At 42.9% G+C, this 12,237-nt stretch carries 8 protein-coding genes and 1 pseudogene; 6 read left to right on the top strand and 3 right to left on the bottom strand.

The window, feature by feature from the left end; all coding sequences use genetic code 11:
* The first annotated feature begins 10 nt into the window (after positions 1–10).
* The 4 genes and pseudogenes from ACIFSR_RS29570 (at position 11) to ACIFSR_RS29555 (ending at position 6,724) form a co-directional block, all read left to right on the top strand.
* Complete coding sequence (locus ACIFSR_RS29570; RefSeq protein ID WP_339208304.1) at positions 11–4,309, top strand: family 43 glycosylhydrolase; 4,299 nt, start codon at positions 11–13, stop codon at positions 4,307–4,309.
* A gap of 22 nt (positions 4,310–4,331) precedes the next feature.
* Positions 4,332–4,502: pseudogene (locus ACIFSR_RS29565) on the top strand (manganese catalase family protein); the annotation flags it as partial.
* A 199-nt stretch (positions 4,503–4,701) separates the two neighbouring features.
* Positions 4,702–5,268: a helix-turn-helix domain-containing protein gene (locus ACIFSR_RS29560; protein ID WP_339208305.1), complete on the top strand. Its 567-nt coding sequence runs from the start codon at positions 4,702–4,704 to the stop codon at positions 5,266–5,268.
* Positions 5,269–5,488: 220 nt separating this feature from the next.
* Positions 5,489–6,724, top strand: a complete 1,236-nt coding sequence (locus ACIFSR_RS29555) for a CynX/NimT family MFS transporter (RefSeq protein WP_339208306.1) — start codon at positions 5,489–5,491, stop codon at positions 6,722–6,724.
* 308 nt (positions 6,725–7,032) lie between these two features.
* On the opposite strand, the gene ACIFSR_RS29550 is transcribed toward ACIFSR_RS29555, so the two are convergent.
* The gene (locus ACIFSR_RS29550; RefSeq protein ID WP_430062076.1) at positions 7,033–8,001 is read right to left on the bottom strand and encodes a copper amine oxidase N-terminal domain-containing protein; all 969 of its coding nucleotides are present in this window, start codon (positions 7,999–8,001) and stop codon (positions 7,033–7,035) included.
* A 487-nt stretch (positions 8,002–8,488) separates the two neighbouring features.
* Between ACIFSR_RS29550 and ACIFSR_RS29545 the strand changes: the two genes are divergently transcribed.
* Complete coding sequence (locus tag ACIFSR_RS29545) at positions 8,489–9,292, top strand: hypothetical protein (protein ID WP_430062073.1); 804 nt, start codon at positions 8,489–8,491, stop codon at positions 9,290–9,292.
* Positions 9,293–9,539: 247 nt separating this feature from the next.
* The gene (locus ACIFSR_RS29540; protein ID WP_430062070.1) at positions 9,540–10,109 is read left to right on the top strand and encodes a dihydrofolate reductase family protein; all 570 of its coding nucleotides are present in this window, start codon (positions 9,540–9,542) and stop codon (positions 10,107–10,109) included.
* A 398-nt stretch (positions 10,110–10,507) separates the two neighbouring features.
* Here the strand turns inward: ACIFSR_RS29540 and ACIFSR_RS29535 are convergent, their stop codons facing one another.
* Positions 10,508–10,912: a hypothetical protein gene (locus ACIFSR_RS29535; RefSeq protein WP_430062067.1), complete on the bottom strand. Its 405-nt coding sequence runs from the start codon at positions 10,910–10,912 to the stop codon at positions 10,508–10,510.
* A 456-nt stretch (positions 10,913–11,368) separates the two neighbouring features.
* On the bottom strand, positions 11,369–12,148 hold the full coding sequence (locus tag ACIFSR_RS29530; RefSeq protein WP_430062063.1) for an alpha/beta fold hydrolase: 780 nt from the start codon (positions 12,146–12,148) through the stop codon (positions 11,369–11,371).
* Between the last annotated feature and the right edge of the window lie 89 nt (positions 12,149–12,237).

Raw genomic sequence — 12,237 nt, 5'->3', positions numbered from 1 at the left:
AGGTTATTAAATGAAACGTTATCTAGTGTATCTGACAAAAATAGTGATGGTTCTAGCTCTTGCCACAACCGGATTTCTCATCGGCCCATTCGAGCGCGCCAGTGCGGCGATTGCAGATATCGACAAGATCGTACCAACACCTCAGCAGGTTAGCTATACGGACGAGTTTTTGACGCTGCATGACGGTACTTCCTATAAAGCGACTATCGTTATCGGAAGAGATGCTTCACCGGCGGAGGAGGAGGGTGCAAATTTGCTACAAAGAGTCATTGCGCGCAAGAACGGTCAGCAAATTCCGATACTCTACGACGATCAATCCAATTCCGCCTATTCGGTGGTCATTGCCATCGGAACGGCGAATACCAATACCATTAACGGCAGCCACTCCATTGACGTTCCCGATCATAAGGAGGGGTATGCAATCGAGCGGGCGTTGGTCGGTAATCGGCATATCGTGCTAGTAACCGGTTACGAGGCTATCGGAGCCTATTACGGCTCGACGAGCCTTGCCCAAATGGTAGATTCGAGCAGCTCCCTAACTAGGCTACGGGTCATATCGGTTCGCGACTATCCGGATATGGATATGCGGATCATCAAGGACATCTACACAAAATTTCATAAAAATAATGAAGGCGAATTTACGTATTCCGACGCTAGAGACTGGATGCATATGCTTCCTTTGCTGAAGGTCAACGTGTTCAGCTTATCTTACAGCCATCTTTTACAGAAAGAAACTGGATGGAGAAATCCTAATGCGGATTACGTGAATGCGGTAAAGGAACTTAGCAATTATGAAAGGGATAAAGGGATCATCCAGCTTATGCAGGAGGTTAATCCCGGTTATTCGGGAGGCATGCCGACTGATGCGGAGTATAGCAAGCTGCTCGATTTGTTTAAATTATCACTAGATGAAGGCGCTTCCAAAATTATGCTGGCCTTTGACGATCAGGCATATCCGGATCCGGCGAAGCATCGGAATTTGGCTAATAAAGTACAAAAAAGTTTGACAGGTCAGGAAGGGTTTTATTTGCTGACGACACCGGAGAAATATTTTCTTGGTGCGACCGATATCAGCACTTACTTGAATACTTTTACGGACGGACTGATCCCGGAGATCGGGGCGACTTGGACAGGGTATGATATCTTCTCGACGGAGGTAACTCCTGCCAACGTATCTACTTGGAGAAACTCTTCGAACAATCCTTATAAACTGCCGTTCTATTGGCACAATGATTACGAACTGGCGGATACAAGATTGAATTTTAAAGATCCGATCGTACCGAAATGGGAGATAAACGATTATTACTTTACAGATGGAAGAGTTCCGTTTAAAACGAAAACACTAGTTCCGACTTTTCAACCTTTAACATTGCCGGGCGGTTACGTATGGAACGATATGCCGCGAAATACTTCCGAAGGCGTCATCGAAAATATTTTCCGGCCGACAACTCCGCATAAAATTTATGCTATTTCGATAGCGAACTGGATGTGGAATCCCGATGCCTACAAGAACGATGCGACAGAGTTTGCTCGTGCCAAAAAATATTGGGACACTATCGTATCCAATCCGGGTTTTAAGAAAACCGCTACTTCTTCATCGCAGTACAGCGCTGCCTATGCTTCCAATAAAGCCGTGGACGGTATTAACAGCAATGATTCCGTGGAGAATGCATGGGCTACTGCTAGCGGTGCTACGCTTAATTCTTGGTGGAAGCTGGACCTAGGCAAAAAGCAGAAGATGGAAGGCGTGCGAGTCAAGTATCGTGAATTTGAAGAAAAAGCATACATGGTACCGAGCTCGGTAACCGTGCAAATAAGCAACGACAACGTCAATTGGACAACGGTCGTCAATCAATCGACGAATGTTCCGCTGGAAAATTCAACCTATGCTTCCGAAGTGTACCTCTATCCTTTCCAAGGAGAGGCTAGATACGTGCAGCTGAAGTTTCCTACAGGCGGGCAAAACTCGATCATCGAGCTTTCGGAGGTTGAAATCGCGCAAGAAAAAGCGGTAACAGCATCCGTTAACCTAGCGATCGGAAAGCCTGCTTCCGCATCTTCTGTAATTGATAGTACCTATACTGCAGGCAAGGCGAATGACGGGTTGAATAGTCATGGAACCGCCAGTCCAAACAATGCGTGGTCCAGCGCCTCGGGTACGAACCTGAACAGCTGGTGGAAGGTCGATTTGGGGCAGCAGGAAAAATTCAAAACCATCGAGGTAGAATTCAGGGAATTTATCGCAGATACGGCCTATATGGTGCCTAAGACGATTACGGTTCAAACAAGCGACGATAATACGAATTGGACGACACTGATCGCAAGATCGGCTAACGTTCCTGCGACTGGTCAGACCTATGGGTCTTCTAAGTATTCCTATTCCGTAAACGGCAAAGGAAGATATGTCCGATTGCTGTTTGAGGACGGCGGCCAGGATAGTCTAGTGCAAGTGTCGGAGGTGGGGATCTACAACCGCAGTCTTCCTCAGCATCAGCGGCAGACGCTGAATGCTGCCTTCAAGAGAAAAGCGACGGCTTCATCGGTGTATTCGACGATGTATCCGGCAGCTAAGGCAAACGACGGTACGCACTCCCGCAGAACGGCGGAGAATGCATGGGCTTCAACCGCCGCAGGAGCGGTAAACTCATGGTGGGAGGTAGATTTGGGGAGAATAACGTCCATACAGGATGTGGCTTTATACTTCCGAGAATATCCTTATGGCACCGCATATACTGTGCCAACCAATATCACCTTTGAGGTTAGTAATGACAAGCTTGCCTGGACAAACATACTGAGCGCGAATAATGTACCTGCCGAGGGTCTGAATTACGATTCATCGAAGTACTCGTATACTTTGAACGCTTCGGGAAGGTATTTGCGGTTAAAATTTCCAGGAGGCGGTCAGAGCAGCCTTGTGGAACTATCCGAAGTAGAGGTGCGTTCGCCGTTGCTTGCCCGATCCGATTTCCATAACGTCATCTCTCAGGATGGCGCCGACGCATGGATGTATAAACATACTGACGGTTACTATTATTATACCCGGACGACGGGAAACAATGTGACGATATGGAGGTCCAAGACCCTGTCCGGTATTGAATCCGGAGAGAAGAAAGTCATCTGGACACCGCCGACCAATAACCCTAACGCGGCTAACTGTCAGGATGTCTGGGCGCCGGAAATTCATTTTCTGAACAATGCCTGGTATGCCTATTATTCGGCCGCGACATGCGGTGATAAGGGTTTAAACCATCGCATGTTTGTACTGGAAAATACAAACGCCGATCCGTTCCAAGGAACTTTTACCGATAAAGGGAAAATAACCGACGCGACGGATTTGTGGGCAATCGACGGCACCGTGTTGAATCTTGCCGGTCAGTTGTATTGGTTCTGGTCCGGATGGGATTCTCCGTATCAGCTTCGCCAGAACATCTATGTGGCATCGATGAGCAATCCGTATACGCTGTCAAGCGCAAAGACCTTAATATCATCGCCTACTTATGGCTGGGAGATGAGTCAGGGTGGTCCTGATTTACCTGATGTAAATGAAGCGCCGCAGCCTATCGTCAAAGGCAATAAGGTTAATCTTGTATACTCGGCGAATGGCAGTTGGAGCGATAATTACAACTTGGGACTGCTGACGGCAAGCACCACGTCCAACTTATTGTCAGCAGCTTCCTGGACGAAGAAAAACTCGTCGATTTTCAGCAGTGGAAGCGGCATCTTCGGACCGGGGCACAATAGCTTCACCAAATCGCCTGACGGCACGGAGGATTGGTTAATCTATCATACTGCTAGATTTTCAGGCGCAGAATGGACACGGAATGTAAGAGCTCAGCCTTTTACGTGGAATGCCGACAACACGCCTAACCTCAGCGTTCCGGTCTCATCGAATTTCCCGATCCGGACACCGTCCGGAGAGCCCGAGAGGAAGAGATATGAAGCCGAGGAGGCGAAGCTTGCGAACGGGGCAAAGAGAGTTCAGGAAGAGACGGCCTCAGGCCGCAAAAAGGTTGAAATCAATAATGTGAACAGCTATGTCGAATTCGATGTTACCGTCGCTTCGGCAGGTTCCTATATCCTGTCTGCAAGAACGGCTAACGGAGCTGGAGATCCCTACCATACTTCAACGTACAACTTGACTGTCAATGGAGGAGCGAGTCAAGCAGTCGATATTGTGTATTCCGATTGGGGAAACTGGGGGTCGACTGTAATCGAGAAAAACTTAACTGTCGGACATAATAAAATCCGGTTTACCAAAGGCGTTGATTACGCGGAGATTGACTATCTGGATGTTATGCTAAAACCTTAAATAAGAGCTTTTGGAAGGGGAAGCAGAGGAGAAGGCTAGGGCGACGTATCAATGGTTGATTGACCTAACGGATGACGTGGATTTACAGGATAGCTTGAAGTATTTGCGGGAGCGGGAGATTGTGCATTCACTGCGGTTCCGGGAAGCAGTGGAAATACTTAAGGATAAGCGGGATGAGAAGATATTTTATTAGAGTGAACCTCTCTGCAGGGTGCTGCGGGGAGGTTTTTTACTTTTGCCTGCTGATGTTATTAAGCTATCGGCAGAATAGTTACATAGACGTCAGAATTTTGCATAGGAGAATAGTCCACCATCCAATACTAATTGTGTGGAAAAGAGTCTAGATAAACAGTATACTAGCAATAATTGTTTTTTGTTGAGGTGAATATCAAATGGATGAAAACGATGAATCAAAACAGCTTGTATTACAAATCGGCGGTGCCTTGAAAAAGTACAGAAAAGAAAAAAACATGAGTTTAGACGAATTAGCGGAATTAACGGGTGTAAGCAAACTTACTTTGGGGAATATCGAACGTGGCGATACAAATCCAACTTTGGCGATTATATGGAAAATTTCAAAAGGCATGTCTTTACCACTATTGGCTTTGTTGAAATCAGAAGACCCTGTTAGTTTGTATCGAGCAGGCGAAGGACTGCGGTTTTCTAATGATCAAAAAAATTGGATCATTGAACCAGTCTTTAAACACGCAAGCAACGATATTGAAATGTGTCGGGCTTACTTACAGCCGAATAGCTCGTATCACCCTGAAGGTCATCATGCGAATACAACTGAAATTGCGACAGTAATGACTGGTTCCATTGAAATTCAAGTCAATGGAGAGGTTTACACATTGAATCAATATGATACGATCAGTTTTCGTGCAGATTGTCCTCACTCTTATACCAATCATACGAATAGCGAAACAGTGCTCCATATATGTTTAAAGTATGATTTCTAAAAGTCAGAAATCCTACTTATTTAATACAACTCCGAATTCCATGACGGGAATTCAGAGTTGTATTTTTGTTTTCAGACGATTTAATATATATTATACAATACCACTTGTTAAAAATAATATATTATACTATACTTTTATTATTCGCGCGGATGTTATTTCATAGCTTTTCAATCAGTAGGAAACAAATTATACGTATAAATTCAGGAAGGTGAAATGAAGAATGTCGAACAAACAAAATAAAAAAGCCGTACCATCTTCTATAGGACTGATAATTCTCGGCATTATTGTTATTGCAGCTAATTTACGTGCTCCCTTAACCTCAGTCGGTCCTTTAGTGAGTTTCATAAGGGATGACGTTCTTATTTCAAATACATTAGCCGGCCTGCTAACAACGGTACCTTTGCTTGCCTTTGCTTTATTATCGCCACTAGTACCAAAATTAGGACGAAGATATGGTGTTGAACGTATCATTTTGATTGCCCTAATCTTTCTGACTGTTGGCATTGTAATACGTTCTTTATCTGGCACAGCTAATTTGTATATTGGGACAGCAATTCTTGGATTCGCAATTGCCATATGTAATGTATTATTGCCAAGTTTAATCAAAAGGGAATTCCCAAATAAAATTGGCTCCATGACAGGTATTTACTCCATTTCAATGAGTTTATTTGGAGCAATCGCATCGGGAATCAGTGTACCGCTAGCCGTGAACGCAGGTCTAAAATGGCAGGGAGCATTGGGAATATGGGGAATTCTAAGCTTTGTATCGATTCTCTGTTGGCTACCCCAACTAAGAAATCAAACGAAGCAAACAACCACGATGAGTCAACAGATAGCCAGTAATGATGTGAATGTTTGGAAATCCCCTCTTGCCTGGCAAGTAACCCTGTTTATGGGTATACAGTCCATGGTTTTCTATGTGTTGATCGCATGGTTGCCTGAAATTTTAAAGCAGCAAGGAATTGACTCAAACCAATCAGGATGGTACCTCTCGATAATGCAGTTAGCTCTGCTTCCATTTACTTTTATTGTGCCGGTTATTGCTGGGCGCATGTCTAGTCAACGTTTGTTAGTGGTCATCATAACCATTTTGCTTTTGACGGGAACGCTCGGACTTCTATACGGAAGCTCCAATATAATTCTGTTATGGATAATAATACTCGGAATTGGTGGAGGCTGCGCCTTTAGTTTGTCCATGATGTTTTTTGGTTTACGTACTGAAAATGCGCATCAAGCAGCGGAACTGTCTGGCATGGCGCAATCGATCGGATATCTTCTTGCCGCAATCGGTCCTGCCCTTATAGGATTTCTGCATGATTTGACAAATAGTTGGAATCTACCACTGTTCATTCTGCTTGGCGCTTCGGTCTTACTCTTTTTAGTCGGTATAGGAGCAGGAAGAAACCGTTTTGTAGGTAGCCTAAATAGTTACGAACTGCCACAGAAAGGACGATGAATAGGTTTGACAAAATTATTGTGGCAATTGATAAAGCTGAAATAACGAACAAACTCCTCGATGCAACCGTTGAATAGCCTGAAAGAAACAAACTCAAGTTACCTTGGTTAATGTCAGCCAGGAATATGTATCGAAGGCTTTCGACAGCTAAATTGGCGTTCGTTGATTATCATTGAAAGTGGATAATCACTAACAAACAAAAAACTAGGGCCCCAAAGTGGCCCTAGTTTTTTTAGAAGCGTCAATCATGATCAGCTCAATCGATTAAATTAGCAATGATTTGACTCCTAATTGAAAAAACATGAGTGTTAATTAGATTCTATGAGTCCAGTTGTTATTAAATCTTCAATGTTCAGATACATGGTTCCTTTGTATTTCTTAATACGAATGTCACTTAAAGTAAAGTCGCCATCCGTCGCCTTTTTGTATTCCGCTGTCAAATTAATATCCACTCTGACGATTTCGAAGCCGACATATTTGCCTATCGTGATGATGTTGGCATTGCTATTGCCCAGTTTGCTTACGCCTTCGATTTCAGACAGCATAGATAATGAAATCCATCCCTTGCTCATCAGTGGCGGCAATGCTTCTTTATTCTCTGCTGCAGCTACATAATTGGCGTCAAAATAATCTGGATATCCTTTATACCCTGGTAGTTTGGATTCCTTCTCTGTTGGTGGCGCACCAACAACGCGGAATTCAGGGAAATTTGCAATTGTCTTGGTAATGGAATCGATCTCGGCTAACTCTTTTTGGGTATTCAGGGCGTTGGTTGCAGCGGGACCAAACGATATCACTCCATCAGCACTGAAAAATATCGGGATACCGTCGATCGTGTAAGAGGCCCCTTTAAAGGATGGACTATTAACTTGAATCACATTTGCTTCTGCAGACCAATAAACGGAGTTACCTGTTGCTTCCCCAACGATTCTAATTGGGATGTAAGTGTTGCCATTTTGAGTAAAGGGTTCTGCTTGCAATGCTTTCTTCTGGCCGTTCACAACTGCTGTTTTGTTGCCAATCGTAAATGTAATCTTTAAATCATCCTTTTTGCCCGAAACTTGTTTAAGTTTTGCATCGTAACCGATTTCCATTTTCAATTTTCCAAATAATTCTCTGAAGGGAACGAAGGAAACTCCATTCTTACTTACTGATTTAGATTTGAGCGGGACTCCATCTACAAAAATATAAGCTCCTTTATTGGCTGCTGATACAGGAATAACACCTATACTGAACAATAAAACGCAAATCATAGCAGTAATCGACAATCTCTTCAAAAAAACGCCTCCAGAACTAGATTTTATTTCCACTATTTACTATCTTACTATTATTTGGAACTCTGTCAATGAAAAAGATAGTTATTTTGTCGAAATATGACCCAAGCATTCAATGTTCTTTTGAATTCCCCCAAATGAAGAGGCTAACCCAACTGCAGCATAAGCTCATCAATTTTTTTATATACTTTGGGCTGTCGGTCGGTTCATGATCTCAGCATGAAAAAGCATCGACCACGCAAGTTTATGCTCAGCTCCGCGGAGAGCATCGGAGAGAACATTATCGCCGATTTTTCTAGAATTTAGTTAATTAGGTTCAATAGTATTGTTGGATGCCTAACGGAGACAAAAATTAGAAAGTCTAAATCAACCGATTTCCATCTATTGTAACGTGCATAACTGCGAAACTTCGTCGATACTAAATGCGTCTAACTTAATTAAGAACGATTTGTAATAAAGAGGAAAATTCGCTCGATTGGTGGGAGGCAGTATGAATCTTTGGCTGATGAAATTCATTTCAATTCTAATTTGTTTTGGATTGGTGGTATGCGGATGTGCTAGCTTGAAAAGCAAGGACACGGAGCATGTCGAGGCAAGTGATTTCATTATTCCCTTGAACGTTAGCGAAGTGATGAAGCGTCCAGAGACTGAGGTTATTAAATATTTTCAAAACCGTCGTGAAGATTTTGATATTCTAGGCAGTTATCTGTTAGAGAATGAAAGAGTATTCCAGACTCGGCCTGTCATACTTCAACAAGATTATGCCATCGAGAAAATCCAAGAGACTGACATTCAACAATTCGCTCAAACGTTGTTCCAAGAAGGTATTGTGAAAAGGATATCTTCCTTAAATGATGACCCAAGTAAACGTATTGATTTTTTGTTTGACGTCGAAGATAACTTATATCAACAAGGCATCACCTACCTCAGCCTACCGGAGATGGCCAAAGGCGATCCTTCGAAATTCAGCTATGTGAATGACTATAAAAATCTGGGCGGCGGTTGGTACTATTATATCTTCCATTATGACAAACTTAAAAATGAAGATGAATTTCGGAATCTAGCTTGGACCAAGATCTCAGAAAAGGAACGAAACACTTTAACCACGCCGAAAGAGAAAGCTATAGTGACCCTAGAGTCTGGAAAAAACGTTGGCAACTGGATAGATGACAGAAAGTTAGATGTTGTAGTATCTGTTCAATTTGACACGGAAATGAACGGTCTACTGGGACCGATTACAATGTTTTTCGATCCAATGACCAAAGATTTGATCGGGGGCAATCCGCGTTTCTAATAGGCTAGTGAAAAATGCCCGATTGAACTTATAGGTAACGTTAATTGAACAAATAAGTGGCAGTTTGCTACTGAACTACTCCCTTTCTTTATTAAGCTAACGGGCAGATACGCAACATTTTTGTCTTCAGATTTCCACTTGACCCTTACGTAACGTAATGATTTATAGTAAACGTAAGAGAAGGACGAAACATGGCCTACTGCCAAATAATCGAATAACTAAATTAGAAATCGGAGGAGAAGCAAACATGAGAAAACTCGTATTGTTTATGCATGTATCGCTGGACGGGTATGCGTCGGATTCGAACGGAGGACTAGATTGGATTCCGTACAACGAGGAATTAGAGAAATACGCCGAGGAAGTCGTAGCCGAAGTCGGCTCTCCCGTGTACGGACGAACGACGTATCGGATGATGGAGAGCTACTGGCCCACGGTGCTGGACAATCCGGATGCGTCGAGGCACGATATGGATCATGCCAAATGGCTGCAGGATGTGAAGAAGATCGTCATTTCCGGCTCGATGGACAATGTCGAATGGAACAATACGGTACTGATCAAGGACAATATTGCAGATGAAATCAAGGCGCTCAAGAAGCAGCCTGGCAAAAATCTCGTTATCTTCGGCAGTCCGGAGGCGGCGAAGACGTTGCTTGAACTCGGCCTGATCGACGAATTCCTGCTGACGATTTGTCCAGTCATCTTGGGCGGCGGAAAATCGGCATTCCGCGGCGGCGGTGAGAAAATCAGGCTCAAGCTGCTGTCCAGCCGAACGCTCAAGTCGGGCATTATAGCGGCCCGCTATGAATTGGAGAAATAGCAGTGCCGTACAAGATGTTCTACTAACGGGTAACGATAGTTGAAAACTAAAGGGCTGCCGCTTGGCAGCCCTTCGTCATTACGCTAACGAGCAGTATTGCTATTAAAACATACGAGGTTTGAGTAACAAAATGACTCCCTTGTATGATGTTATTGAACACAAGATGCTCACCAGCTACCGGATTCAAAACAAACCAAGGAGACTATAAGATGAATATTACTCAAAATGAACGCATTAAACAAATTACTTCTTTTACTTTTTATTTGTTGGTGTCGATAACAAAAAATTAAAACAAGCAGCCCTAGCGCAAGACTATCTCGGGGTCGAGCTCGGAAGGCGGTATTTGTATGAGTGTAATAAGAGATGCGTTATTTGACTGTTCCAATTTATTGAACTGATTAGACGCTCAATAACTCTTGCCGCTCTATTCTTTCCACCTCATCATCATGTAAAGCTGCTCGACGCTTTAGGAGCTCATATGTCTCACTCCACTCGTCAGGGTACCTTGTCCATTGAATTCTCTTATACAATTCTTCTAGGGCAAGCTCTACTTCATTTCTAAATTGTTTCCATAGCTTCTTAGCTTTGTAATAGTCACCATTATTACAAGTAGCATTCACTACGTCATAACAAAGTTTATCTTTTCTGAAAATCTCCATACTGATTTCATCAACTGTAAAAAGAATTTCTTTTTTGAGTTTGGCGTCATTCTCCATAGTTGCAATCATTTCGGCCATAATAGAAGTTATATTGGGATTATTTTGAGCTGAGTGATTCATACCTTCAGTGAGTTGGATAGTCATAAATTTTTCCCTCCTAGCAACGTTTTGTTACCATTCTGGTTTTATATAATACTTTTCGTTAGAAGGAGGGTTTTTTAGTCACTAAGCAAGTGAGGATAGCTACTGGTAATAAAAGGGGGAGTGAACATAATTAATGGATGAAGAACAAACATGTCAAGCACTTGATGACTTTTCGACTAATGAAACGATGGAACGGTTAGATAGAATGTAAGTGGATGAGCTCTGACCTTATCCTTCTCAGTATGTGAGAATCATCCAAAATCCTCGATTCAATTAGGGTTATCATTATATTTATGAAAAAGTTGAACTAACGGGACACATTAGTTCAACACAAAAAGGAGCAGCTGCAGACGACAGCTGCTCCTTTTTTGATTACGCTAACTGGCAGGTTTGCTCCATTATCGGGCATTATCGGACTATATTTAAGGGGAGCGAGGGTGCGGTTAATCCGAGGTGTTATGCAAAAGAAGATAATAGTTGGTTGAATCTATCGCGCTCCTCCAAAAAAGGGCAATGACCGCTGTATTGAAATGAAACAAGTTGCGAATTTTTAATCAGCTTATTTGTTTCCTGAGCTTGGGAAAACGGAACGACGTTATCGTGAATTCCATGAATAATTAATGTGGGCACATTGATCTGTCCAAGATCGTTGTAAACATTCTCGTCTCTTAGCGTGACCATAATAGCGGATGTCGACCAATTCGCAGCTTGTAAACCCATTAGAAAGAACCATTCGGATTTTGGTTCAGAAATGTACTGAAAGAAAAAAATCTCCGTTTGGTTTTGCAGCATGTTCGGACGGTCATTGTTTGTTTCTTCGATGATTTTATTCGTAAATTCTTTGGGAACGCTTGATGGAGACGCAGCGTCGATCAGGACGAGTTTAGATACCCCGTACCCTTTGTAACGAGCCATATAACGAATCGAGATCGCGCCTCCGGTAGAGTGTCCTGCTAATATTATGTTTTTTAACTGTAACGCTTCGATGACCATACGAAGATCATCTGCTAATCTATCGAAACCGTAACCGTCGAATGGTTTATCCGAATTGCCGTATCCTCTCCAGTCCATTCCGATACAACGATATCCGAGCTTCGGAAGGTAATTGAACTGATATTCGAACTGGTTATGGTTTAGCGGCCATCCATGAATAAAAAGTATCGTTTTATTTCCCTTTGGATTGATGTCCTCTATAAATACTTTTACGCCCGGTTCCACAGTAACGAAGTATCCCAAGTGTATCACCTCATTTTTTAAAAATGCACTTCCTCATTAAGATATTCGCCCTAGGCAAGGTGAATGCCCAATTTCGGCGTCAAATTAGG

It is taken from the genome of Paenibacillus sp. NRS-1760 (genome assembly GCF_050467785.1).
Lineage (GTDB): Bacteria > Bacillota > Bacilli > Paenibacillales > Paenibacillaceae > Pristimantibacillus.
This window is presented reverse-complemented; position numbering and strand designations above follow the sequence as displayed.